Here is a 24,878-nt window from a genome sequence, read left to right on the forward strand (position 1 = left end):
CATCGCGAGGCCCTCGTGGAGCGTCCGGATCAATTGCCGCCCTCCGTTCGGCCCTTGCCTCGGACCAAGAGCGGCTCAGGGCCTCACCAAAAGGGCCTGCAGCTTTTTCGGGCGCGCACCTCAAGCATCGCCTCGCCATAGGCCTCCTGCAGATTTTTAAGCGGCTTGTCGTAGTGGGCATGGATGTCGAACGGACTGGCCAGCGGGGACATCTTCGGGGCTTACGTGGCTGCACTGCAGCCACGGTCCCCTTCGAGATCCATGCCGCGCTTGGCATCCCCGACCCGGCTCTCGATCTCAGAGGGTGTCAGATCGAAGAATCGGCCCGCTGCGGCCACCGTTGTCTCGCCTTGAATGATCGCGATCACCTGGGCTGTCTTCCGCTTCGCAGTCCAACGTTTGATGCTCCGGTCCATCGTCACACACATTGCTGCCTTCTCCTTAGTAGCAGGAGCACATTTTCAGTGGGTTAATAGGGCATATCCGCAACGGCCTGCGCCTTCATGGTATCCGGCGATCGCCGGTGGCCCGAAGCGTAGATCTCGGCGTCCAACGATCTGAGAAACGAATTTGTAGTGCACATTGCGAAACGCACTCCCCACTATAAGATGGGTATGATCTCGCAGGCGAGCCTCACCGCTACAACATGGGGCCGGGACACCATTTACGAACAAACTCAAGCATGGCGTAAGTTCTCACCTAAGAATATTTGTTTTCAAACTAAAGCTGGCCGCTGGGTAAACTCTATTAGACCTCTGGGGCCGAACTGCTTATAATTGGGGCAAAATAGAATTGGTTTTTGTGCCTGAATAGATGCGGGATGCCGTTATTTGGCAGAAAATCTTGCTCGAAATCGTCGTTGCATCGGCGTCTGAGGCGATAACTTTGAGTCCCAATGTCGAGTCTTTCACAGAAAACTTAGGGTCAGGATTCATAACCAGAACATAACGACGGCGGGCAATGCGCATGCGGAGAGGAAGACCTTCGGGCATCTGTCGTAGCGGGTCGCAACACGGCGCCAGTCCTTGAGCCTGGCAAAACTGTTCTCGATCTTGTGGCGTTTGCGATAGCGAACTTCGTCGTGTCGGATCTGAACCTTGCGGCCCTTCCTTGCCGGTATGCATGGCGTGATACCCATGTTTTCAAGCGCTTCGCGATACCAGTCTGCATCATAGCCCCGGTCCGCCAGCATGTGTCTGGCAGGCGGCAGACCGTCCAGAAGCGCCCGTGCGCCGATGTAATCACTACGCTGGCCCGCCGTCAGGAACATCCGCAGGGGACGACCCTGGGCATCCGTGACGGTGTGCAGCTTGGAATTCATTCCACCCTTGGTGCGGCCAATCAGGCGGCCGCGCCCCCCCTTTTTCAGCCCCAGACTGGAGGCCGTCCGGTGCGTCTTGAGATGGGTTGCATCGATCATCAGCGTATCGGTCGTACCGCCCCGATCGGCCAGTTCCAGCAGCATCTGAGCGAAGATGCCCTTCTCGCTCCACCGCTTCCATCGACTGTAGAGGGTCTTGTGAGGGCCGTAGGCCTCAGGGGCATCCCACCACCGTAATCCATTGCGATTTATGAATATTATACCGCTCAGAACACGCCTGTCGTCAACACGCGGTTTGCCGTGGGACTTCGGGAAGAAGGGCTCCAGCTTGGCCATCTGTTCGTCGTTCAGCCAGTATAGATCGCTCATGTGACCCCTCCGTTTGGGGCTCCATGAAACAGACCGCTAGGCTAAAATCAATGCATCCTGACCCTACACCGTGAGCCTACGAAACGTCAGCGTCTGCGCGCAGCATTAAACATCATCTGACCGCTCATAAGAATGCGATTGCAAATCCGGCTTACTGCAACTCACTGCTCATCGAGCAGGATATAGCGATATAGCATCGTCTAGTTATGGGCGCTGTGCAAAGCGGGAGATTCATGGGGTTTAAGCACCGTTGCAGTGACCCCAGAAGCTGTTTTTGACAGATGACGTCATCTTACGGAGCCACATGAGGTTATTATCCGATAGGAAAGAATTCTTCTGGTGACTTCATAGCGGACAGCGCCAGCATGCTATCAATCCAATCAGCCATTATTGAACTTGGCTCGACGCCGCATGAGGCGAGCCATTGTGTGTAGCCCCAGATGGCACAATCCCCTATGCCCGGATGTTCGCCATGAAAGAAGGGCGTATCACCCAACAGAATCGCGAAACGGTCGCAATCTGCATCGTAGCGCATCTTCAGCCACTCCACAGCGCCAGGCGGGAAGCCACGTCCTTCTACACGCCTCGCCTCCTTGAGTTGCGGAAGGCACATGCCAATTCTGTTTGCCTCCCACATCAGCAGTTCGCGGCCTCTGCGAAGCCCGCTTGACGTCTCGCCTCCCAAAAGCCTGAAGCGACTGGCTATCTCGAGAAGGATCGCCCCGGACTGAACATAAGGCGCCCGATCAATCATCAACAATGGCACCTCCGCGAAGGGACTGGCAGCAAGGAAACTCGGAGGCCGGCGCGCAGGCTCGTCCCAGATATCGACCCGGATTACCTCATGGGATAACCCGGCCAGAGAAAGAGCGAGCGCAACCTTGCAAGCATGGCCCGAGTCTGGATGCCCAAATAGAACAAGTTCGGTCACGATATCAGCACCTCTACACCGTTCTGGAAACGTTGAGCCATTTACCAATGCCTGTAAAGCACTCTATTGCGGCTAATTTTCCTGCCTAGATGTTGAGCATTTGGCGAATATCAACTTCCGCGCGCAGTATCGTAGTGTTCAGAACCGACTGAGAATGCAGCAAGACCAGATTTGCAAAGATGACGACGCGTGGATTACCGTCGTAGATGCAAACTGTGGCCGTCACGTAATTACCTCTTACTCGCCAATTTCTTAAATCCTTCCTCAATGGGATCTCCTCCCAATTCGGGACAAATGAAAGCCAATTTTAGATGTCAGAGCGACATCGTTCGCCCAAGCTTTTCAGATCGTCTTGGCCTCTGCGGCGTGAGACCTGTGGCGCCCCGCTACGACGCAGTGCCAATCGACCTAAGAGTCGAGAAAGAGACAAGCCGGACATTGCGCACGGAAAATCAAAGGCATATGTCTAAAAATGATTTAGGGTCTGGTCCCATTGATCTTAGCCGAGCGTCGGGATTCACGGCCGGAAAACTGAGCGGTGACATGTCCGAGCTTTTCTGGTTGAGCGACGCGCATATGGCGCGTTTGAAGCCCTATTTCCCGAAGTCTCACGGTAAACCGCGTGTTGATGACCTCAGGGCGCTAAGGCGTAATTATGTTCATCAACCGCAAGGGGGTGAGCACAGGTTCGGGCCATAAGGCCCGATAAAACGCCATAAGACGTTTGAAGGTGAGAACGGGCGAAGCCCCGTCTACGCTGGCGCGATGCGCCCAAAGAATACGGCCCTCACAAGACACTCTACAACCGATGGAAGAAATGGAGTGATAAGGGCGTCTTTTCTCGCATCATGACTGGCCTTGCCGCCGAGCATCGCTAACGGAAGACCGTAATGGTCGAAGTGAGCAGGCGAACGCCATGCGTTCGAGTGAGCCTGCGCAAGTACCTCAAGGCACACCACACCGCGACCAGCATGGGAGTGAAAAGGGCGAGCGTAAGCGACTGATCGGGCGCACCAAGGGCGGCATGAATACCAAGCTGCACGCGGTCTACGTTAGCCAAAGTTGGCCGATCAGCTTGTTCGTGACTGCCCGGCAGGGCCTTGCTGAGCGGCCTGCCTTCTGTCGACTGGATGCTCAGGGACCGCAGCTAAGACGCTGATTGGTTCAGAGAAGCGTTGCAAGAGAAATGGATACGTGCCTCCTTCCCGGGCCGCAAACAACGCAACACCGCCGTGAAATACGGGACGCGTCGCTACAAACACCGCACTCGCATCGAAACCATGTTGGGCAGGTTGAAGGATTGGAGACGGGTCTCGACCCGGTACGACAGGTGCCCAAACGTCTTCCTATCCGCAATCGCTCTCACTGCGACCATCATTTATTGGTTATGAGACCTGACCATAGGGCAAAGGGCCAGTTGATAGTGACTGGCCCTTTAAATTTCCCGCAATTTTGAAAGGATTCATACGCCGATTGGAGGAACCTGCGCAGTTGCTCGAGCGCTCGTCTCACAGGCTTCGGATCATGCCACCGTCACAGCGCACCATAGAGCCGGTGATGTAGCCTGCGGGTACACTGCAGAGGAAGGCACCAACCGCGCCAAACTCCTCGACTGTCCCGTAGCGCTTGGCGGGGATGGATGCTCGGGACGCGGCGCGCACCTCATCCAGCGCCTTGCCCTGCGTCTCAGCCGCGACACCGTCCAGTTGATCGACCCGCGCAGTATGGATACGCCCGGGCAGCAGCATGTTGCAAGTCACCCCTTCACCCGCCACCTCCGTCGCGAGGGTCTTGTTCCACCCAGCCAGCGCACCGCGCAGGGTATTGGACAGCGACAGGTTGGGGATAGGCTGTTCGATTCCTGAAGATGCGATGGTCAGCACGCGTCCCCATCCTTGTGCGCACATGCCAGGGATCAACCGGCCCGTCAGTTCAATGACGGAAGCTACCATTGCCTGCGCCTGGGCCATCAGGATCGAGGCGTTGATATCGCGGGCAAGGCCGGGCTTGGGGCCTCCGGTATTATTGACCAAGATATCCACGCGGCCGAAGTGCTCCTGCACATGAGAGGCCAGTTTTGCAGCAAAATCAGGAGCGGTCAGATCGACGGTCACCCAGTCGGCCTGCCCCGCGCCGCGGGCATTGATTTCTGCGGCGGCGCTGGCCAGCGCGGCCTCATCCCTGCCGGTCAGCATGACGCGAACGCCTTCGGCGGCCAGTGCTTCGGCAACGCCCCGGCCAAGGCCGCGCGAAGAGGCCAGCACCAGTGCGCGGCGGTCCTTCAGTCCAAGGTCCATCTCAAATCTCCTTCAGCCGGATTTCGGTCCGGCGCATCAATCGTTCCAGTTCTTCCATGTCGCGCTTGACCAGTTTTGGCCCCGGAGCACGGGTGGCAGCGCATGCAATGGCACCGCGTTTCATCAGGATGTGCTTGCGCAGGGCAAGGCCCCAGCCCGGCTGCTGCTCATGGCGCAGGATCGGCAGGTAGCGGTCAAAGAGGTCCTCTGCCGCGTCAACCTGACCGGTCTGATAAAGCGCAACGGTCTGCACCAGTGCCTCTGGATAGGCAAAGCCGGTCATCGCGCCATCGGCTCCGCGCGCCAACTCCTGTGGCAGGTAGAGTCCCCCGTTGCCGCAGAGAATCGACAGACGCGCCACGCCTTCGTTCTTCTCGTGATCGCGCAAGGCAGAGATCTTGGTCAGCCCCGGCCAGTCCTCATGCTTGAGCATGACCATTTGCGGCAGGTCCTGCGACAACCGCCGGATCAGCGCGGGTGCGACGGCAACGCCAGTCGAAAGGGGGAAATCCTGATAGACCAACGGCACGTCCGCGCCGAGGTGTGAGGCGACGGCGTGGAAGTAACCTTCCACCCTGTCTTCGCGGGCCGGGCCGCGTGTCGGGGCCACCATGACGCCGGCAGCCCCGCGTTCCATCGCGTGACGCCCTAGGGCTGCAAGGCTGTCCAGTCCTGGGTCGGAGACGCCGACCACCACCGGCAGGTCAGTACGGGCCAGCACGCGGTCGATGACCTGCCGGCGTTCTTCGGCGGTCAGCTTGTCAGCTTCTCCCATCATGCCAAGAATTGTGATCCCGGTCACGCCGTGGGAGGCGTAGAAGTCCACCAACCGGTCAAGGCTGTCCAGATCCACCGCTCCATCTTCGGCGAAGGGCGTGGCGGCGATGATGAAGACCCCGCGCGTCTGACGGGTAATCAGCGTACTCATGGCTCAGTGCGCAAAAATGCCGGAGGTATCAGCAAATCCCTTGATCTCGATCGGATTGCCAGACGGATCGAAGAAGAACATGGTGCGCTGTTCGCCCGGCTCGCCTTCGAAACGGATGACCGGCGGAATGTCGAAAGCCACGCCCTTCTCTTCCAGCCGTGCGGACAGCGTCTTCCAGTCTTCCAGGCCCAGCACAGCGCCCATGTGGGGCATCATGACCATGTGATCCCCCACCTTGCCGGTGCGGCTGGTCTTGAAAGGCGCGCCAAGGTGCAGGGAAAGCTGGTGTCCAAAGAAATCGAAATCAACCCAGGTGTTGGTCGAGCGCCCCTCGGCGCAGCCCAGCACATCGCCGTAAAAGCGGCGGGTTTCATCCAGGTCGGTGACGTGAAGGGCGAGGTGGAAGACAGATTTCATGGGACAACTCCGTTTAAGGTCTTGTCTTGGGGTAGCCAATCGCCAGAGAAAGGAAAAACGAATTTATCTAACTCTCAGCGAAAGAAAAACTATTGGATACGCGATTTCTGGAAAGCCTTCTGGCGGTGGTAGACCATGGCTCCATCGTGGCAGCGGCACAGGCTCAGGCGCTGACTCCTGCGGCGGTGAGCCAGCGTATACAGGTGCTTGAGCGCGAGCTGGGACAAACACTGTTGGAGCGGCGGGCCAATGCCTCCTCCCCCTCGGCCGCGTGTCGGGACCTGCTGCCGGCGATGCGGCGGATCGTGGGTCAGGCACATGAGTTGCGGCGCAACGCCGACCCGGCAGTGGCGCAGGGGGTGTTCCGGCTGGGGGCGGTGTCGACCATGCTGACGGCGGCGGTGCCGGACCTGTTGATGGATCTGCGCCGCCGCGCGCCACGACTGGAACTGCAGATCACTCCGGGTTCCTCTGCCGCGCTGTACGAGGCCGTTCTGGCAGGGACCCTGAACGCGGCGCTCATCGTCGCGCCGCCCTTCCCCACGCCCTTCGGTTTGCAGCAGCATCCCTTGCGCAGTGAACCGCTCTGCCTGCTGGTGCCCCAAGGACACCCGGCCCGCAACGCCGAGGAGGCTTTCGCCGATCTGCCACACATTGCTTATGACCCAGAAAGCTGGGGCGGCCAGATTGCAGCGCGCTACCTGGCAGATCGGGGGCTGATGCCGCAGGTGCTTTGCGCGCTGGACGGGCTTGAGGTGATATCGGACCTTGTCGCCAGCGGGATCGGGGCAGCGCTTGTGCCGGAATGGGCCGGTCTGAAAAAAGCACGCCCCCTGCCCGACGGTTCGGGATATCAGCGCCGACTTGTGCTGCTGACCCGTGTCACGCACGAACGCGCGGCGGGTCGGCAGGCAATCATCGCCTCCCTTACGGGCACCTTGGCAACTAGTAGCCTTCCTGACGACTGACAAGGTGCAAGAAGGGTTCGCCAGCCTCACCGCGCCGGATATTCTCTGCGATCACCCCGGCACTGCTGTCGACCCGCACGAGAGAGGCAATATGTGGGCTGATGGTAATCTTCGGGTGGGCGCGGAAGGGATGATCTTCGTCCAGCGGTTCGATGCGGAAAGTATCCAGCGTCGCATGGCCAAGGGTGCCAGCGTCCAGTGCCGTGATCAGCGCGGCATCGTCAATCAGCGCGCCCCGCCCGGGGTTGATCACCACTGCACCCGGCTCAAGCAGCGCCAAGGTTTGCGCGTTCAGAACATTTTCTGTCTGTGGCGTAGTGGGCAACAGGCAGATCACGATCTCTGCGTCCGAAAGCGCGCGTGTCAGACCTTCCGCACCATGGTGGCAGGTCATGCCGTCCAGTTCACGCGCCCGGCGGCTCCAACCATGGACATCGAAATTCAGCGCCGAAAGCATCTGCGCGCAGGCACCACCAAGTTCCCCGAGGCCGAGCACAGCCACCTTGCGATACCGCGCCAGTTTGGGCGCTGTCTGGTCCCAACCAGTGGAGGACAGGATATAGCGATCCATCCCAATGTGATGGCGCAGAACGTGAGCGGTGACAAATTCCACCATGCCTTCGCGCTGGCCCGGATCCACCATCCGAGCGAGCGGCAGCGTCAGGGTCGGATTACCCAGCACCTTGTCGACACCCGCCCAGATCGAAAGCGCCGCCCGTGCGCGTGTGAAGCCAGAGAAATCCTTGATCAGATCGTTCGGCGTAAAGACAATGTAGTCCACGTCCTCGGGCGCAAGCTCCGGGCTGATCCGCGCCGGCACTCCGACTGATTTGAGAGCCGCCATGATGGCGGGATGGAATTCATCATAGACGTCTTGAGGCGCGGAGAAGAGGACATCGACTGTGCGGGGGGCGGACATGGGCAGGGCTCCTGGTATTTGCGTCACCGTGCCTCTGTCATGCTCCAACAGGATTCTCCAACCCGGCGCAGAAAGGGGCACCAGATTTGCTCCCCAGAAACCCTCATTGGAGCCGTTTTTGCGCATCGCTTTCGCGTCAGATGCCCAAAAAACGCCCAAAAGAACGCGAGGTTTCTGGGCTGGACCGCGCCACATTCAGGTACATCCGGCTTGCGGATGACAGGGGCGACAGAGATGCAATAGGCTTACTTTACAGGGCGATATGACGGTGCACCGCAAGCCCCTCAACCTATCCCACCTGAAATAGTATAAGCTGAGATTATACATTTAATCATAATATAATCCGCATTTATCTGGCCTCTTGATCCCTCCGCCCCGAAGTTGGCGGCACAGCGCATGCTGACAATGCGCGATCAGCAGGAGACCTCCCTTGACCTTCAAACATACATCTTTCGGCCTTGTTGCCGCCCTTCTTGTCGCCACCGCGGCCCACGCCGAAGGCGAGCCGCCCGCCGAGATCGCTCCGATCAAGGCCGAGGGCTACGTTGCCGGTGTCGACGGCACCTTTGCCCCCCATGCCTTCCCCTCGCTCGATGGTGGCGTGCAAGGCTTCAACATCGACCTCGCCGCGGCGATGGCAGAAAAGCTGGGCGTCGAGATCAAGATCGTTGCAGGCCAGTACACCGGCCTGTTCCCGGCACTGCATTCGGAAACCTTTGACTACATCGCCGCTCCGACCACGGTGACCGAAGAGCGCTCCAAGACGCTGCTCTTCACCGAAGGGTTCATGGAAACCAACTTCGGTTTCGCCACCAAGCCTGACGCCGGCATCACCAGCCTTGAAGACCTGAAAGGCAAGACCGTCACGGCCAACAAGGGCTCGCTGTACGAAACCTGGCTGACCGAAAAGGCCGCAGAGATGGACCTGACCGTGCTGACCTTTGGCACCCAGGCCGATGCTTTCGAAGCCGTGACCAGCGGCCGCGCGGATGCCAGCATGGCAGGCATGACCTCAACCGCGTGGGCTGGAAAGCAGAACCCACGCCTTGTATTCGCCTTCCAACTCAACACCGGCCTGTCCTGGTCGCTGCCCTTCCGCCGTGACGATTACGCGACCCGGAACCTGTTCGACTCCGTGCTGGAGTGCCTGAAGACAGACGGCACCATGGCGGCCCTCTCCGAAAAGTGGTTTGGCCTCACACCCGAGGAAGGCGAGCTGATCGTGACCCCCTCCGCCGGCTACGGTACCCCGGGTTTTGAGGGCTACCAATCCGACGCGCACGAAGTGTCCTGCACATTCAAGTGATCCACTTCACCTAACTTCCAGACCGGGGTTCCCGCCCCGGCCTGTCCCCTCTTTTCCCAGGTTCAATCATCATGGCAGCACAGCCTCGCCCCACGTTAGAAATCACCGCGCTGGAAAAGCGCTTCGGAGAGACGCAGGTGCTGAACTCCATCGACCTAAAAGTTCGGAACGGTGAGATGGTCTTCGTGATCGGGCCTTCAGGATCAGGCAAATCCACCATGCTGCGCTGCTGCAACCGGCTGGAAGAGCCCACATCGGGCGCGATCCATGTCAACGGCAAGCCAATGCTGGGCATCACCCGCAAGGAACTGGACCGCATGCGCCTGCGCGTCGGCATGGTTTTCCAGGGGTTCTTCCTTTACCCACATCTCTCCGTGCTCAAGAATGTGACGCTGGCTCAGCGCAAGGCCCTTGGCCGGCCCAAGGCGGAAGCCGAAGCCCGCGCGCTGGAAATGCTCGACAAGGTGGGTCTCAAGCATAAGGCAAATGCCATGCCGGGCGAGCTTTCGGGCGGCCAGCAACAGCGCGTCGCCATCGCCCGTGCCTTGGCCTTGGATCCGCAGGTCATGCTGTTTGATGAACCCACCTCGGCGCTGGATCCGGAGCTTGTTGGCTCGGTTCTGAAAGTCATGCGTGACCTGCGCGAAGGCGGCATGACCATGATCGTCGTCAGCCACGAAATGCAATTTGCCCGCGAAGCCGCCGACCGAGTCGTTTTCATGGATGGAGGTGTCATCGTCGAGGAAGGCCCACCAGAGGAGATCTTCGGCAACCCTAAATCCGATCGGCTGAAGGCCTTTCTGTCCCGTGTTTCGGGGCACGCAGCCTGATGGATTTCTTCGACGCATTCCTCAATCCCGAAATCATCGCGACCTACCTGCCGGCTCTGGTGCGGGCTGTCTGGGTGACCGTCTGGATATCGGTCCTGGTGGTCATCTCGGGCCTGGCGCTTGGCGCCTTGCTGGCCGGACTGCGGGCCTACCAGAAACGCTGGCTGACCTTGCCCATCGTCCTCTTTGCCGACCTGATGCGCGCCCTGCCGCCACTGGTCCTGATGCTGATCCTGTTTTTCGGCCTGCCCTCCGTCGGGATCATCCTGTCCGACTGGTTCGTGCTCTACCTGATCCTGACCTTGGTCCTGGCTGCCTTCGTGGAAGAGATTTTCTGGGCCACGATGACCTCCCTCTCCCGCGGGCAGTGGGAAGCCGGCCAAGCCACGGGCCTGTCGTTTCTGCAAGTTCTTGTCCACGTGATCTTCCCGCAGGCGTTGCGCATGGACATCCCGCAACTGGTGAACCGCTCCCTGACCATTTCCAAGATGACGGCCTATGGCTCTGTCATCGGGGTCAAGGAAATCGTCTCGGTCGCGGGATCTGCCCAAGCCTTTTCGGGGTCGGCGACGCCGCTGACCATGGCCGCTCTGGCCTATCTTATCATCTTCTTTCCGGCGATGCTGCTTTCGCGCTACATCGAAAACCGGTTCCACTACGAACACTAAGGGACCGACATGGAAAACTTTATAGATGCCTTCTTCAACATCGACATCATGCGGCAGGCCACCCCTTTGCTGCTGAGAGGGGCCTGGGTCACACTTCAGCTCTGTGCCGTGGTGATCGTGCTGGGTCTCTCCGGTGGTCTGGCGCTGTCCCTGCTGGCCAGCTCTAAGAACGCCCTGCTGCGCCTGCCGGCCTTCTTCTTCATCGACATCTTCCGCGCCATCCCACCGCTGATCCTGTTGATCCTGATCTACGCGGGCCTGCCCTTCGTCGGGGTGCGCGTATCGCCCTTCATCGCGGTCTGCATCGCCTTCCTGCTGAACAACTCCGCCTACTTCGCAGAGATCTTTCGCAGCGGCATCAAGTCCGTCGGCCGGGGGCAAACCGAAGCAGCCCGGGCCACCGGCCTCAGTCCCGCCCAAACGCAGGCCTACGTCGTCCTGCCGCAGGCGATCCGCAACGTGCTGCCCGATATCCTGTCCAACGTGGTGGAAATCGTGAAGCTGACCTCCATCGCCTCGGTCGTGTCGCTGTCGGAGCTTCTCTACAGCGCCAACATGGCCCGGGCCGTGACCTACAATTCCTCTCCGCTGGTAATGGCCGCAGGCCTCTACCTTCTTGTTCTCTGGCCGCTGGTGCGCGTGATCTCACGCTTCCAGCGCGGCCTGTCGATCACCAGCTAAACTATCAGAAGAGACTGAAAAGATGACACGCATGATCTTGGCCGCAGCACAGATGGGCGGCATTCAGAAGGACGAAACACGGCAAGAGGTCGTGGCGCGCATGCTGGCGCTGATGGCAACCGCGCATGAAAAGGGGGCTGGCTTCATCGCCTTCCCCGAAATGTGCCTGACCACCTTCTTCCCGCGCTTTTACGTCGAGGCCCGCGCCGATTTTGACCATTGGTTCGAAGCCGAAATGCCCGGACCCGATACCCAGCCACTATTTGATGCCGCGAAAAGCTACGCCATGGGCATGACTTTCGGCTATTGCGAGTTGACGCCGGAGGGAGAGCATTTCAACACCGCGATCATCGTGTCCCCAGAGGGCGAGATCACGCTGAAGTACCGCAAGATCCACCTGCCCGGCCACACCGAATATGAGCCCGAACGCACCCACCAGCACTTGGAAAAGCGCTACTTCCTGCCCGGCGACCTGGGCTTCAATGTCAAGCGCAGCCAAGACGTGTTGATGGGCCTTGCGATCTGCAATGACCGCCGCTGGCCAGAGGCCTGGCGTGAGCTGGGCCTACAAGGCGTCGAGCTGGTCTGCATCGGCTACAACACCCCCTCGCAGAACAACCTGTCTCAGGACGAGGGCTTGAAGCAGCGCCTTTATCATCATGAGCTTTCGGTCTGCGCCGGGGCCTATCAGAACTCGACCTACGCCATGGCCGTGGCCAAATGCGGCATGGAGGACGGCAACCACATGATCGGAGGCACGATCATCGTCGACCCTGACGGCTTCGTCATCGCCCGCGCGGAAAGCGAAAACGACGAGCTGATCACGGCGGAAGCCGATTTTGCCAAATGCGCCTTCGGCAAATCCACCGTGTTCAACTTTGTGGCGCACCGCCGGATCGAGCATTATGGCCGCATCGCCACCCAGACGGGCGTCAAATTGCCGGAGTAATACCCATGACTTTCGATTGCGTGATCCACGGCGGCCAGATCGCCACCACCGAAGGTGTCAGCACCGGCGACATCGGCATCAAGGACGGCAAGATCGCCGCCCTGGCCGACAAGATCGAAGGTGGTGAGCACCGCATCGATGCCGGCGGCCGTATTGTGATGCCGGGCGGGATAGAGACCCATGCCCATATTGCGCAAGAAAGTTCTTCTGGCGTGATGACGGCGGATGACTACCTGTCGGGCTCGATCTCTGCGGCCTTCGGGGGCAACTCCTCCTTCATTCCCTTCGCAGCACAGCAGCGCGGGGAAAACGTTGACGATGTGCTGGCGACCTATGACGCGCGCGGGTCCCGCTCCGTCATCGACTATTCCTATCACCTGATCATCTCAGACCCACGCGAAGAGGTGCTGACCGATCAGCTTCCCCGCGCCTTCGCCCGTGGCATCACCAGCTTCAAGGTCTTCATGACCTACGATCTGATGAATATCGGCGACGGCGGGATGCTGGACATCCTGACCGTAGCGCGCAAGCACGGCGCCATCACCATGGTCCATGCCGAAAACAACGACATGGTCAAATGGATGAACCGGCAGCTGGCCGATCGCGGCCTGACCGCGCCGCGCTACCATGCGATTTCGCGCCCCGAACTGGCCGAGCAGGAGGCGATCAACCGCGCCGTACAACTGGCCAAGCTGGCCGATGCTGCGCTTTTCGTGGTTCACGTCTCGACCGAAGGCGGGGCCGAGATCATCCGGCGCGAGCAGTTCAACGGGGCAAAGCTGTTTGCCGAGACCTGCCCGCAGTACCTGTCGCTGACCCGCAATGACCTCGACCGACCGGGCATGGAAGGCGCTAAGTACATCTGCTCGCCCCCCCTGCGCGATACCCAAACGCAGGAGGCCCTCTGGCATCACATCCGCATGGGCACATTCGTCGGCGTCCATTCGGATCACGCCCCCTATCGCGCGGATGCCACGGGCAAATTCCTGAACGGTTCTGACGTGCCCTACCCGAAGATCGCAAATGGCATGCCCGGGATCGGCCTGCGCCTGCCTTGGCTCTTCTCGGAAGGGGTCGTTGGGGGGCGCATCACGCTGGAGCAGTTCGTCGCCCTCTCCAGCACCAACACCGCCAAGGTCTTCGGCTGCACCACCAAGGGGCGTATTGCCCCCGGCATGGATGCAGATATCGCGATCTGGGACCCGGAAGCGCGCTATACGGTCACGCTGGAGGACCAGCACGACAACATGGATTACACTCCGCTTGACGGGCGGGAGCTGAGAGGCCGCCCCGAAACCGTCCTGACGCGCGGCGAAGTGATTGTCGACAAAGGCGAACTGAAGGCCACCGAAGGCCAAGGGCGCTTTTTCGGTCGCGCCCCGGTCGATCTGCGCGCCCGCCCCGGCGCCCCGGTGAAGGAATTCGACCCGGCCCAGAACTTCGGAACGGATCTGCGCGGATGACGGACATCCTGCTGATCAACCCGAATTCGTCGAAGACGGTCACGGACGGTATGGATCGCACCGCGCGCGCCATGTTGCCTGCCGGGCTTTCCCTGACCACGGCCTGCCTGTCCGAAAGCCCCGCAACGATCGCCAGCGACGAAGACGTCGCCCGCGCCGGTCTGGGCGTGCTTGGCATGGCACGCGCCACCCCTGCACGGGTGGTGATCACCGGCTGTTTTTCCGATCCCGGCCTGGACCTGCTGCGCGCCATGCCCGACGGACCCATTGCTATCGGCTGTCAGGAGGCCGCGCTTCTGTCGGCCATGGCACGGGCCGACCGGTTTGGCGTCATCGCCCTGGGCCCAGCCTCCATCCCGCGTCACATGCGCAAAATGCGCATGATGGGGATCGAAGGGCGGCTCGCCGGTGAACTGCACCTTTCGGGCTGTTCCGCCGAAGCCCCGATGCGCGACCCGGGGGCCTATGCGCTGATCCGCCAACGCGCCGAAGAGCTGGGGCAGATGGGGGCCGGCGCTATCGTGCTCGGCTGCGCGGGCATGGCGCTGATCCGCGCCCGTCTTGAAGCCGAAACCGGCCTTGCGGTGATCGACCCGGTCTCTGCCGCCTTGGCCCAGGCCATTGCCGCCTTGCAGGGTGATCCTGCATTCGACTTCTGTGCCACATGACCAAAGGTCCGGAGAAACTGCCCGAAACCTCCATGCGACAACTTGAGATTTTCGCCGCCATGATGGGGGAACGCACCACCGTGGCGACAGCGGAAAGCCTTGGTATTTCGCAACCGGCGGTCTCGTCCGGGCTGCGGCAACTTGAAGCCCAGCTTGGCCTCACCCTGTTCGAACGCACGGGACGCCACCTGGAACCCACGCTGGAGGCCCGCAACCTCTACGAGGAAATCAGACCGCTCTTCGGCATCGTGCGCAGCTTCGCCATGCGCGCCCGCGATCTGCGCAACGGACGCGTCGGGCGTCTGCGCGTCATTTCCACGCCGCCACCCGGCTATTCCGTCATCCCCCAGGCGATGCGGGGGTTCCTCGACACCCGGCCAGACGTCACTGTCAGCTTTGACGTGCGCCGCCTCGACAACGTCCTGCGTGCGGTACAGACTGGCCAAGCGGATATGGGCGTGGGCCTTGCTGCCGGGAGCATCCCCAACGTCAATACCGAAGAGCTGCGCCTGGGTCAGATGGTCGCCCTGCTGCCGCAGGACCACCCGCTGGCCCGCCATGACCAGATCGAGATCAAGGCCCTGAGGGGAGAGCGGTTCATCGGCATCGACCAGGAAAGCTTCCTTGGCCGGATGGTCGCCCAAGCCTTCGAGGCCGCCCACGTGACCTATCACCCCCAACTCGAAACACGCTATTGCCAGACGGCAGCATCGCTTGCGGCCAATGGCCTGGGCGTCTGCATCGTCGATCCCTGGTCGGCCCAGCCCTACCTCGATGGCCTGGAAGGCAAAGGTGGATTGGTGGCGCGTCCACTGGCACAGGACTGTCCGGTGCGCTGCATGATGTTCACCCGACGCGGCGTTCCTCATTCGGAACTCCTGAAGACGTTCATGGCAGAGATGCGTCGCGCCACCACGGCACTCGACATCCCCGGTCTGTCTGGCCCTGCGCCCGCCATCCCCGTAAAGGACGCCTGACATGACCCGCTCCATCGCCATCACCGGCGGCGCAGGCTTCGTCGGCCTCGCCCTGGCCGAGGCGCTTACTGCGCGCGGTGACCGGGTGACACTTCTGGACATAGCCCCGCCTGATCCGCAGCTTTTTTCACGGCCCGAAATTGCGGGAACGAGCTACCTGCCCTGCGATATCCTCGACGCCCGCAGCCTGCAGGCTGCGCTTGCCCAAAGCGGCGCAGATCTTCTGGTCCATGCCGCTGCTATGACGCCCAACGAGGAAACCGCGCAAAAAGACGCTCTGCGCATTGCCGAAGTCAACGTGACGGGTGCGTTGCGTGTTCTGGGCGCAGCGGCACAGGCCGGGCTGCGCGACGTGCTGCTGCTCTCATCAATCTCCGTTTACGGCAGTCTTGGCGGTGGCGCGGCTGAATTGCTGGAAGACGCTCCCGTCAGTCCAGACAGTCTTTATGGGGAAACCAAGCTGGCTGCAGAGAGGCTTTGCAGACGTGTCGCGCCGACGCTTGGGCTGCGGCTGGCAACTCTGCGCCTCGGGCCGCTCTTCGGCCCTTGGGAAAGCCTGCGAGAGGCCCGTCCGGATCTCTCACCCCAAGCGCAGCTCCTGCGGCTGAGCGCGGTGGGACACCCCGTGAGGCTGGCGCATGAAATGCGCGGTGACTGGGTCTATTCCCGCGATGCCGCCGCCATGATCGCGGCAGTGACTGCGCGCATGGATCGAGCCGCAGGCGGCTGCTACAACATCGCGGGCGGCGCGCCATTCGCGCTGACCGATTGGGCCGAAGCCATGGGTCTGCCAACGCCACTGATTGATGCGGCGTCCCCGGACATCGCACCCCGTGCAGATCCCCGGCGGGGGCCGATGTCCACCGCAGCCACAGCGGCCCTCACCGGGCTCAACGGCGGACGCCACATGGCAGATGCCGTGACCGACCAGATCCCTTGGCAGAAAAGTTTGCAGGAGCCCCTCGCATGACCCACCTTCCCCTCAGCGGCCAAAGCGCGCTTGTCACCGGCGCCTCCTCCGGCATCGGCCGCGCCATTGCACTGCGCCTCGCAGAGGCTGGCGCGACGGTGTGGGCGACCGATATCACGCAAGACGCCGTTGAAGGCGGACCGCCCGTGGCAGAGCCGTTGTCCGAAATCTCACCTGCCTCGTGCTTTGTCCGGCTCGATGTACGTGACCACGCTGCCTGCGCCGCACTTTGTGCGAAAATTGCGCAAACCCATGGCCGACTTGACCTGGTGGTGCCCTCTGCCATGACACCCGGTCGCGGTAGCTTGCCCCAGACCACACCAGAGGACTGGAAAAGGGTCATGGGCGTCAACGTCGACGGGGTCTACAACGTACTTTCAGGCACTTTGGTACAGATGCGTGCGCAAGAGCCGCTGAAAGATGTCCGTGGTCGTGTGGTCATCATCGGCTCACAACATGGCATGGTCGCCTCTCCCGGCGGCTTCGCCTATGGCGTCTCAAAGGCCGCAGTCCTACAGATGATGCGCCAGATCGCGGTGGAGCATGCCGAAGAAGGGATCATCTGCAACGCAGTCTCACCCGGCAAGATCCTGACCGGGAAAACCGGCCCCGCCATTGCACCAGAGATGATCGCCTATTCCGAAGCCCGCACTCCCATGCCTCGCCTCGGTCGTCCGGCAGATGTCGCTCAGGCGGTGCTGTTCCTTGCCGATCCGGCGACGACCTTTGTTACCGGGCATAACCTTCTCGTCGATGGCGGATGGATGGCTGGCTGATCTCACCCAATTGTCCCGTCCTTCGCAACAGGGACGAAATCCTTCAGACGGTCGCTCATGCGCACATATCGCCGTCTTCCTGACAGTTTGGAAATTCGCACGAATACTCAAGACGCTCATCGGCCGCACACCCAACGAATACATACGCCTAATCCAGCAACTGTATCCATCACACGGTCGAAGGCGTCCATTTGTGACGGCTTTGACACAGAGCATGATCAAGGTTGACCCGTTTCCGGGCGCCGTCCGTTATGATGACCTTGTGCGGTTTCCCGGCTTTTCGCAAACGATCCGCAAAGATTTTCATGGTAGGGTTGAGATGCGTGGCGACCAGAGCAGCTTGGAATATCACATGCCTCAGGGCACGGCGATCGCCTGCAATGGTTCGCTTCCCGCAAAGGGTTCCACTGTCATGCGCGACAGGGGTGAGCCCTTCGAGAGCTGCGGCCTGTTCGCCGGTCATGGTGCCAGTCTCAGGCATCTCCGCGATCAGCATTGTGCTGACCACTGGTCCAATCCCGAGGATGGAGCGTAGAACACCAGCGGTCTCTGCCAGCAAATCGTCGCTGGATATGGCGGCCCCGATCCTATCTTCCAGCTCCTTGATCAGGCGGTCGAGCCGCGCCGTTGGTTCGGTATCGATGCTGTTAAATATTTCGGCTGCGCCAGGCTTCTGATGCGCGCGGATCTGTGCCAGTTGACGTTTGCGCATCTCGACGATCTGGGCCCGCTTTGAGGTCAAAGCTCTAAGAAATCGCAGCTTTTCTGTGGGAAGGCGGTGACCGGCATCGGGTCGAAAGGCAAAGAAGCGGGCAATAAGCTCCGCGTCAATTCGGTCGGTCTTTGCACGCGTACCCCGGCTTCATGCGAACGCCCTTACCTGCACGGGCGGCACTGGTCGGGCGATGACGCCTTCTGTTTCGAGCGTTTCCCAGAGCTGCCATTCCTGTCTGCCGATCGTTTCAAAGCAAGCGACGGCCTCTCGTTCGCGGGCAAGATCCGCGGTGGCCGCGTGACTGTCTGGTCAATTCGGCACGCGACATTGGAGCCCATCGGGTAGGCAACGAAGTGTTTGGTCATACGGTTTGGTGCTGCGATCCTTTCTAGGGCTTGGAAGGAAGCCTTATGGGACAAGTTCGTCATGCGAGCGCCACGACAACATGCGCCGTCAGAGCCGCAATACAGCGATCTTCTGCCCGGCAGGGTCATGCGCAGCATAGTCCCGAAAGGGGCAAGCTGGCTCGCGCAGCTATGCAAGGAGTTAGGCAGTGAGGAGGATCGTTGCGAAGTGGCCAAAGCGTGCGACGGTGGAGAATCTGAAGACCGGGCCAAAGGAGCCGCGTTCAATCGTTCTTACCGAATCTGAAGAGGCGATGATCGTCGCATTCCGACGGCACACGCTGCTGCCGCTGGAGTTCGAACGTCAAAAAACCGATCTGGGGGACCGTTTGGTGCGAAGGACGCTTCTATGCTCTTCAGCCATCAATTCCGCGTCCGCCGGCCGACAGGGTATTTACGCAGGAAATGTCCCGAGAGGTCGACCCGGTCGGCATTGCGTCTTGCGTCGGGGAAAACGACCTGCCGGATCGTTTTCTTACCCTCCTCACCTTCAGCGGCACGGCATTTCTCTCCTGCTGGATATCGAATAAGACAAGCCAAAACGCCAGAAATTCAAGCGCTATCCCATCCACTGCCCGGCAGGCGATGCTGTAATCGCCTAGAGGGTGCTTATTCGATATCCGCTGCCCGTCAGTGAATGTTTACATGCACGAGAGGGGATATCGCGGAAATTCAGACGGTGGAGGGCAAACTCTATTTCTTTGTAGACATTGACCGGACCAGCAAATTTGCAGTCACTCAACTGGTGGATAAAGCGGATCTCAAGACAGCGTGGGAGTTCCTCGAGCGTCTGCTCAAGGCAGTGTCCTATCTCATCCACACGATCCTGACGGATCGAGCCATAGGAGCGCCATTGGTCCGAGCAACAATGGCGAGGGGCATCCAATTCACCAAGCAGCCCCGCCAGCATACTCCCAGAAAATGCGCTTTGACATGATCTGCGAAGCAAATGGCATCGAGCACCGGCTGACCCAGCCCAACCATCCTTAGCGCCGTGAGGATAAGAAAACAGTCCGGGGGGCTGTTTTTCCGAGGGGTGGCCGGGTCGAACGGATGAACCGAACGATCAAGGAGGGTGAGGCCCCAAGCCGATCCGGGGGATCGGCGACGGCTGAACGTGAAACCTGACGATTACGAGAGCCATGATAAGCTGCGCACTCACCTCGCCGACTTCGTCTTGCGTCGGAACCAACAGTCCACAGAACTGTTGGCTTTTCCCTCCTCACCTACAACTTCGCACGCAGGCTAAAGCCCCTGAACGGCCTCACGCCCTTCGAATACATCTGCAAAATCTGGACTTCAGAGCCAGATCGATTTCTTCATAAATCCAATCCAACATATGCCGGAACTGAACACCTAACCTCTGCCTCACGCCGCAGTCCGGCGCACTACATGTCCAAATGAACCGTTGAGATTGAAAATCGAAACCGCTTCCGACAGGGCGTCGACTTCACCGAGCAAGGCATGGGTAGCCCCGCTGGTTTCTTCGAACATCGCGGCATTGCGCTGAGTAACCTGATCCAGATCGCTTACGGCCGCGTTGATCTCGACCAGACTGCTACTCTGTTTGGCGGCGGATGCCGCAATACCTTCGACCCGTGTGGAGATGTCCTCGATCGAGGACTGGATCGACGATAGCGCGCCGCCAGTCTTTTTTACGAAATCCACACCGGTCGCCACATGCTGTCCCGACTTTTCAATCAAATCATTAATCTCTTTTGCAGCCTCGGAAGAACGTTGAGCCAGTGCCCTCACCTCGGTTGCGACAACGGAAAAGCCACGACCGGATTCTCCCGCGCGAGCGGCTTCGACACCGGCGTTCAGTGCCAGCAAGTTGGTTTGGAATGCAATATCTTCGATGACAGATGAAATTTTTGAGATTTCGTTCGACGAAACGCGGATCGCATCCATCGCGTCGACGGCGAGGGTCGCGACCTTGCTGCCGTTGGCCGCGTTGGTTTGTGCGTCCTTTGAAATGGCGTTCGCCTCATTGGCATTTTTTGCAGCGGTGCGAACCGAGCCGACCAGTTCGTTCATGGCGGAGGCTGTTTCTTTCAATGTGGCCGCCTGTCTTTCTGTGCGTCTTGCCAGTTCATCAGAGGCCGAGTTGATCTGCCGTGTTTCGATCCGGATCGAATTCGAGTTATTCACGACCGAGGACAGGGCATCGCGGAGGCTGGCAACGGCGGCATTGAAGTCGGTGCGTATCACCTCATAACTTCCGGAGAACGGGGTCAATATCATGCTGGTCAGGTCGCCCTGCGACAGCTGTTTGAGAGCATGCCCCAGTGCCTGCACAACAACCTGCTGCTTCTCGGCGTTGTCGTTCCGCTCATCTTCCAGCAACAGACGCTGCCGTTCACGTTCAGCCGCGTCTTGTGCCTCTTGCAGCTGGGCATCGCGTTCTGCGGCAGCCTCGCGGGCGAGGCGTTCGTCACGCTCGGCTTCTGCGCGCAGACGAGCCTTTTCTTTTTCACTGCGGGCTCGCGCGTCGGCCTCTTCCAGTTCGGAAGTGCGCTGGAGACCTACCTGGAAGGAATTTACGGACGCCGCCATCTCACCGATTTCGTCCGCCCAGTCGACAACCGGGATTGGCGACGCGAGATCGCCGGCCGACATGGAACGCATACGGAGGTTCAGTGCATGGATCGGTTGGGTCACGCTTCGGGCAATGGCGATACTGAGGAGCGACAGCAGCAGGATGCCCGCACCGAACACACCAAGCGCATAGTTGCGCAATTGAGATATGACGGCCTGCACATCCTCCACATAGGCGCCAGTGGAGACAATCCAACCCCATTGTGGAAAGTCACGCCCGTAGCTCATTTTTGGAATTAGGGTGTCGGGAGCGCCGTTGGTGCCGGTCCGGCCAGTGCTGTACTGTTGATTGTCATTGAGAACTGACCCGGCATTTTCATCGAGATCTGACCCACCCAGTCGTTATGATCTGCTGATTATGATGGCGTCAATGCTGTTGCCTCCTTTCGCTTTTTCTTCGCTATTTCGGAGCTGGCCTTGAAGCGGTAGCTGTCATTGCCGGTCTCGAGGATGTGGCAGCGATGCGTGAGACGATCGAGCAGTGCTGTGGTCATTTTGGCATCGCCGAAGACGCTGGCCCATTCACTGAAGCTCAGGTTGGTGGTGATGATGACGCTGGTGCGTTCATACAGCTTGCTCAGAAGATGGAAGAGCAACGCGCCGCCGGAGGCGCTGAACGGCAGATACCCCAGCTCATCCAGGATCACCAAGTCGGTTTTGACCAGCGCCTCAGCGATCTTCCCGGCCTTGCCTTGGGCCTTTTCCTGCTCCAGTGCGTTGACCAGTTCAACCGTCGAGAAGAAGCGGACGCGCTTGCGGTGATGCTCGATGGCCTGAATGCCAAGGGCGGTTGCAACATGCGATTTCCCTGTTCCCGGACCTCCGATCAGCACCACATTCTCGGCCGCGTCCATGAACTCACAACGATGGAGTTGTCTGACTAAGGCTTCACGGATCTCGCTGGCGGCAAAGTCGAAGCCGGAGAGGTCCTTGTAAGCCGGAAAGCGGGCCGCCTTCATGTGATAGGCGATAGAGCGCACCTCGCGCTCGGCCATTTCCGCCTTGAGCAGTTGCGACAGGATCGGCATGGCGGCTTCAAATGCGGGCGATCCTTGCTCATGCAGATCCTGCACAGCCTGCGCCATGCCTGGCATCTTCAGACTGCGCAGCATGATGACGATGGCAGCTCCAGCGGGATCATGACGCATCGCGCACTCCTTTCTGGACGCGCAATCCATCATAACGTGCGACATTGGCCTCGGGCTCCTTGCTCAGGGACAAGGCGGCTGGAGGGTTCACGTCTGGCTGGTCGGTCGGCATGCCATCCAACAGGCGGTGAAGCAGGTTCAGCACATGGGTCTTGGTGGGTACACCCGCCTCCAGTGCCAATTCCACAGCGCAGAGCACCGCCTGTTCATCGTGATGCAAAACCAGTGACAAGATATCAACCATCTCCCGATCTCCGCCGGGCTGCCGTAGCATCTTCGCCTGCAGCAAGCGGAAGGGTTCGGGCATTTCGACGAAGGGCGCACCATTGCGCAGCGCCCCGGGTTTGCGCTGAACGACCGCCAGATAATGCCGCCAATCATAGATGATGCGCCCAGGCTGACGATGGGATCGTTCAATGATCCGCTCATGCGTGCAGATCACATGCCCCTCGGCGACAATCACCAACCGGTCGGGGTAGATGCGCAGGCTCACCGGCCGGTTCGCAAAGCTGGCGGGCACGGAATAGCGGTTGCGATCAAAGGTGATCAGGCAGGTCGGTGAGACGCGCTTTCTCTCTTCGACAAAGCCATCAAACATCGTGGGCAGGGGCATCAGGGCAGACCTCTCGGCCTCCCAAACGTCAGCAATGCTGCCAGGCAGTGCGCCATGTGCCGTCTCCGCCCACAGCAGCTTGCAACGATCTTCCAGCCATTCATTCAGTGCAGCAAGGTCTGGGAAGACAGGAGCGACCTGCCATAGGCGATGTCGGGCATCACGCACGCTCTTCTCAACCTGACCCTTCTCCCAGCCCGCCGCCGGATTGCAGAACTCGGGATCGAAGACGTAGTGGCTGGTCATGGCCAGGAACCGCGCATTCACATTACGCTGTTTGCCGACACCAACCCGGTCGACCGCGGTCTTCATGTTATCATAGATGCCACGCCCGGGGACGCCTTCGAAGACGCGGAATGCATGCCAGTGGGCATCAAACAGCATCTCATGCGTTTGCAGCAGATAGGCCCGCACCAAAAATGCCCGGCTGTGCGACAGCTTGATATGCGCGACCTGCAGCTTGATACGCTCGCCGCCGACATAGGCCCAGTCCTCGCTCCAATCGAACTGGAAAGCCTCGCCCGGCGCGAACACCAGCGGCACGAAAGTCCCACGATCTGTCGTGTGATGCGCACGCTGCCGGTCACCCTTCCATTCCCGCACAAAGGCCGCAACACGTTCGTAGGAACCGTCATATCCAAGCTTTACAAGATCGGCATGCATCAGCTTCGCCGTTCGGCGTTCCTTGCGTGATTTGCGCTGATCAGTCGTCAGCCATGCAGTAAGATGCTTAGCATAAGGGGCCAGCTTGCTGGGACGATCCGGCACCTGAAATGTAGGTTCAACAATCCCCTCCCGCAGATACTTCTTGATCGTGTTGCGAGATACGCCCGTCCGCCGCGCGATCTCGCGAATAGGCATCTTATCCCGCAGTGCCCATTTCCGAATTACCCTCAAAAATCCCATGTCTATCACTCCATGCGCCCCCAGCTGATTCAAGCCGGGGCAAGGTTGCACATGGGTCAATTCTCAATGACAATTTCTGCTGGTGCCGGGTCAGTTCTCAGTGACAATCAACACTTGGGATTGTTCTTCAGCGAAGTGAACGCCGTCGGCCCCAGGGTCAGGGTATTGGGATAGCGCCCGATCGAGCGCCGCACCGCCTCCTTGCCAGCGTCCATGTCACCGGACGGGTCCGACGTTGCGGAGCCCCAGCGATCGGCACCGACCAGGGCCAGCTTGTGGTTTGCGTCATAGTTGGCCGCGCCACGCGCCAGCTGTGCCGCCTCGTATTCGTGACCAAGATCGATGACATCGAGCACCATGTTCACGGCACCCGCGCCGAGATCAATGCCAGGGATCGACATGGCCTCTTCCTGGTGTTCAAGCGGCACGACGCCTTCCAGAGCATCCTGGACCAGGGCGATGGGATCGGAGGCGTAGCCGTACTGGATGCGCTTCTTGTCGGCGCCGGGGGCACGGCGGGTGTTCAGCTTGCGAAAGCTCTCCTTGCCGAACTTGATCACGCGCATCGCGCGGTTCGGGACCGTCACGCGCGGGAACAGCAGGTGCGAGATGAATTCGGAATTGCGGTAGCCACGGGCATGGGTGGACAGGATCGGGTCGATCACGGCCGCGGTGCGTTGGTTGATGGCGTTCATGGATGCTTCCTCAGCGGATCAGGATCTGGACGGACGCGCCGTCGGCGGCGGCGGTCAGGGCGGTGGCAAAGACGTTCGCCGGATCAGCTCCGGCTTTCGCGACACCCCCCCCGACGGCGGAGACGAGCTTGTCGCCAACGGCGATGGCACCCACGGCGGTCACCGTCTCGAAGCCGATCGCGGTGACGGCGATATCGAGGCCGACCTCAGTGGCGGGGTTCTGGGCGATGCCCTTGACCGGCTGATCGGCGGTGACGATCGGGGTATCGTTGAAGCCAACCAGAGCGCCGGCTTCGCAGACGGCCGCCATGGTGGCGGTCAGGGATAGGATGGAATGGTAGGTGCGCAACATGGGGATCTC

24 protein-coding genes and 3 pseudogenes are annotated in these 24,878 nt (G+C 60.2%); 13 read left to right on the forward strand and 14 right to left on the reverse strand.

Annotation, left to right across the window (positions count from 1 at the left end; translation table 11 throughout):
* Nucleotides 1-221: 221 nt before the first annotated feature.
* The 3 genes from F3W81_RS20775 to F3W81_RS05960 form a co-directional block, all read right to left on the reverse strand.
* A complete protein-coding gene (locus F3W81_RS20775; RefSeq protein ID WP_226941876.1) occupies nucleotides 222-368 on the reverse strand; it encodes a hypothetical protein in 147 nt (48 codons plus the stop codon).
* A 563-nt stretch (nucleotides 369-931) separates the two neighbouring features.
* Nucleotides 932-1,690 carry an IS5 family transposase gene (locus F3W81_RS05955; protein ID WP_193082716.1) on the reverse strand — a complete coding sequence of 253 codons (759 nt, stop codon included), beginning with the start codon at nucleotides 1,688-1,690 and terminating at the stop codon, nucleotides 932-934.
* A 313-nt stretch (nucleotides 1,691-2,003) separates the two neighbouring features.
* Complete coding sequence (locus tag F3W81_RS05960) at nucleotides 2,004-2,621, reverse strand: glutathione S-transferase family protein (protein WP_193082717.1); 618 nt, start codon at nucleotides 2,619-2,621, stop codon at nucleotides 2,004-2,006.
* A gap of 543 nt (nucleotides 2,622-3,164) precedes the next feature.
* Here F3W81_RS05960 and F3W81_RS05965 point away from each other — a divergent pair.
* Nucleotides 3,165-4,012, forward strand: a pseudogene (locus tag F3W81_RS05965) (IS5 family transposase).
* A gap of 117 nt (nucleotides 4,013-4,129) precedes the next feature.
* Here the strand turns inward: F3W81_RS05965 and F3W81_RS05970 are convergent.
* From F3W81_RS05970 to F3W81_RS05980, 3 genes are read right to left on the reverse strand one after another with little or no spacing between them, the layout of a single operon-like run.
* Nucleotides 4,130-4,918, reverse strand: coding sequence for an SDR family oxidoreductase (locus F3W81_RS05970; protein WP_193082718.1), 789 nt, complete (start codon nucleotides 4,916-4,918; stop codon nucleotides 4,130-4,132).
* Between the two features lies 1 nt (nucleotide 4,919).
* Complete coding sequence (locus F3W81_RS05975; protein ID WP_193082719.1) at nucleotides 4,920-5,846, reverse strand: dihydrodipicolinate synthase family protein; 927 nt, start codon at nucleotides 5,844-5,846, stop codon at nucleotides 4,920-4,922.
* 3 nt (nucleotides 5,847-5,849) lie between these two features.
* Entirely contained in the window at nucleotides 5,850-6,263 is a 414-nt protein-coding gene (locus F3W81_RS05980) for a VOC family protein (RefSeq protein WP_193082720.1), read from the reverse strand.
* 92 nt (nucleotides 6,264-6,355) lie between these two features.
* On the opposite strand from F3W81_RS05980, the gene F3W81_RS05985 reads away from it, so the two are divergent.
* Entirely contained in the window at nucleotides 6,356-7,231 is an 876-nt protein-coding gene (locus F3W81_RS05985) for a LysR family transcriptional regulator (protein ID WP_193082721.1), read from the forward strand.
* Here F3W81_RS05985 and F3W81_RS05990 read toward each other — a convergent pair.
* Nucleotides 7,209-8,150 carry a 2-hydroxyacid dehydrogenase gene (locus tag F3W81_RS05990; protein ID WP_193082722.1) on the reverse strand — a complete coding sequence of 314 codons (942 nt, stop codon included), beginning with the start codon at nucleotides 8,148-8,150 and terminating at the stop codon, nucleotides 7,209-7,211. The two genes, F3W81_RS05985 and F3W81_RS05990, sit on opposite strands and share 23 nt — an antisense overlap.
* 430 nt (nucleotides 8,151-8,580) lie before the next feature.
* Here F3W81_RS05990 and F3W81_RS05995 point away from each other — a divergent pair, with 430 nt between their 5' ends.
* The 10 genes from F3W81_RS05995 to F3W81_RS06040 all read left to right on the forward strand — a co-directional run bounded on the left by F3W81_RS05995 (nucleotide 8,581) and on the right by F3W81_RS06040 (nucleotide 17,438).
* Nucleotides 8,581-9,456, forward strand: coding sequence for a transporter substrate-binding domain-containing protein (locus tag F3W81_RS05995; protein ID WP_193082723.1), 876 nt, complete (start codon nucleotides 8,581-8,583; stop codon nucleotides 9,454-9,456).
* 71 nt (nucleotides 9,457-9,527) lie between these two features.
* Entirely contained in the window at nucleotides 9,528-10,286 is a 759-nt protein-coding gene (locus F3W81_RS06000; RefSeq protein WP_193082724.1) for an amino acid ABC transporter ATP-binding protein, read from the forward strand.
* Complete coding sequence (locus tag F3W81_RS06005) at nucleotides 10,286-10,954, forward strand: amino acid ABC transporter permease (RefSeq protein WP_193082725.1); 669 nt, start codon at nucleotides 10,286-10,288, stop codon at nucleotides 10,952-10,954. Before F3W81_RS06000 ends, F3W81_RS06005 begins: the two co-directional genes overlap by 1 nt.
* A gap of 9 nt (nucleotides 10,955-10,963) precedes the next feature.
* The gene (locus tag F3W81_RS06010; protein WP_193082726.1) at nucleotides 10,964-11,635 is read left to right on the forward strand and encodes an amino acid ABC transporter permease; all 672 of its coding nucleotides are present in this window, start codon (nucleotides 10,964-10,966) and stop codon (nucleotides 11,633-11,635) included.
* A gap of 22 nt (nucleotides 11,636-11,657) precedes the next feature.
* Nucleotides 11,658-12,584 carry an N-carbamoyl-D-amino-acid hydrolase gene (locus tag F3W81_RS06015; RefSeq protein WP_193082727.1) on the forward strand — a complete coding sequence of 309 codons (927 nt, stop codon included), beginning with the start codon at nucleotides 11,658-11,660 and terminating at the stop codon, nucleotides 12,582-12,584.
* Nucleotides 12,585-12,589: 5 nt separating this feature from the next.
* On the forward strand, nucleotides 12,590-14,047 hold the full coding sequence (gene hydA, locus F3W81_RS06020; RefSeq protein ID WP_193082728.1) for a dihydropyrimidinase: 1,458 nt from the start codon (nucleotides 12,590-12,592) through the stop codon (nucleotides 14,045-14,047).
* The gene (locus F3W81_RS06025) at nucleotides 14,044-14,715 is read left to right on the forward strand and encodes an aspartate/glutamate racemase family protein (RefSeq protein WP_193082729.1); all 672 of its coding nucleotides are present in this window, start codon (nucleotides 14,044-14,046) and stop codon (nucleotides 14,713-14,715) included. Before hydA ends, F3W81_RS06025 begins: the two co-directional genes overlap by 4 nt.
* On the forward strand, nucleotides 14,712-15,692 hold the full coding sequence (locus tag F3W81_RS06030) for a LysR family transcriptional regulator (protein ID WP_226941877.1): 981 nt from the start codon (nucleotides 14,712-14,714) through the stop codon (nucleotides 15,690-15,692). Before F3W81_RS06025 ends, F3W81_RS06030 begins: the two co-directional genes overlap by 4 nt.
* Before the next feature lies 1 nt (nucleotide 15,693).
* A complete protein-coding gene (locus F3W81_RS06035) occupies nucleotides 15,694-16,662 on the forward strand; it encodes an NAD-dependent epimerase/dehydratase family protein (RefSeq protein ID WP_193082730.1) in 969 nt (322 codons plus the stop codon).
* Nucleotides 16,659-17,438, forward strand: a complete 780-nt coding sequence (locus F3W81_RS06040) for an SDR family NAD(P)-dependent oxidoreductase (RefSeq protein WP_193082731.1) — start codon at nucleotides 16,659-16,661, stop codon at nucleotides 17,436-17,438. Before F3W81_RS06035 ends, F3W81_RS06040 begins: the two co-directional genes overlap by 4 nt.
* A gap of 169 nt (nucleotides 17,439-17,607) precedes the next feature.
* Here F3W81_RS06040 and F3W81_RS06045 read toward each other — a convergent pair whose 3' ends face one another.
* Together F3W81_RS06045 and F3W81_RS21145 are read right to left on the reverse strand one after the other, a co-directional pair.
* Nucleotides 17,608-18,150 carry a transposase gene (locus F3W81_RS06045; RefSeq protein ID WP_264298894.1) on the reverse strand — a complete coding sequence of 181 codons (543 nt, stop codon included), beginning with the start codon at nucleotides 18,148-18,150 and terminating at the stop codon, nucleotides 17,608-17,610.
* A 24-nt stretch (nucleotides 18,151-18,174) separates the two neighbouring features.
* A pseudogene (locus tag F3W81_RS21145) lies at nucleotides 18,175-18,270 on the reverse strand (hypothetical protein); the annotation flags it as partial.
* A gap of 448 nt (nucleotides 18,271-18,718) precedes the next feature.
* On the opposite strand from F3W81_RS21145, the pseudogene F3W81_RS21245 reads away from it, so the two are divergent.
* A pseudogene (locus F3W81_RS21245) lies at nucleotides 18,719-19,917 on the forward strand (hypothetical protein); the annotation flags it as partial.
* An 8-nt stretch (nucleotides 19,918-19,925) separates the two neighbouring features.
* Here the strand turns inward: F3W81_RS21245 and F3W81_RS06050 are convergent.
* From F3W81_RS06050 to F3W81_RS06070, 5 genes are all read right to left on the reverse strand, one after another.
* Nucleotides 19,926-21,383, reverse strand: a complete 1,458-nt coding sequence (locus tag F3W81_RS06050; protein WP_193082732.1) for a methyl-accepting chemotaxis protein — start codon at nucleotides 21,381-21,383, stop codon at nucleotides 19,926-19,928.
* 128 nt (nucleotides 21,384-21,511) lie between these two features.
* Entirely contained in the window at nucleotides 21,512-22,303 is a 792-nt protein-coding gene (gene istB, locus F3W81_RS06055; RefSeq protein WP_193082733.1) for an IS21-like element helper ATPase IstB, read from the reverse strand.
* Nucleotides 22,293-23,822: an IS21 family transposase gene (istA, locus tag F3W81_RS06060; protein ID WP_193082734.1), complete on the reverse strand. Its 1,530-nt coding sequence runs from the start codon at nucleotides 23,820-23,822 to the stop codon at nucleotides 22,293-22,295. The genes istB and istA overlap by 11 nt, the downstream gene beginning before the upstream one ends.
* A gap of 107 nt (nucleotides 23,823-23,929) precedes the next feature.
* Nucleotides 23,930-24,517, reverse strand: coding sequence for a hypothetical protein (locus F3W81_RS06065; RefSeq protein WP_226941878.1), 588 nt, complete (start codon nucleotides 24,515-24,517; stop codon nucleotides 23,930-23,932).
* Between the two features lie 10 nt (nucleotides 24,518-24,527).
* Nucleotides 24,528-24,869, reverse strand: a complete 342-nt coding sequence (locus F3W81_RS06070) for a capsid cement protein (protein ID WP_193082735.1) — start codon at nucleotides 24,867-24,869, stop codon at nucleotides 24,528-24,530.
* Nucleotides 24,870-24,878: the final 9 nt, after the last annotated feature.

Origin of the sequence: Pseudooceanicola spongiae (genome assembly GCF_014899185.1) — a bacterium.
GTDB classification, from domain to species: domain Bacteria; phylum Pseudomonadota; class Alphaproteobacteria; order Rhodobacterales; family Rhodobacteraceae; genus Pseudooceanicola; species Pseudooceanicola spongiae.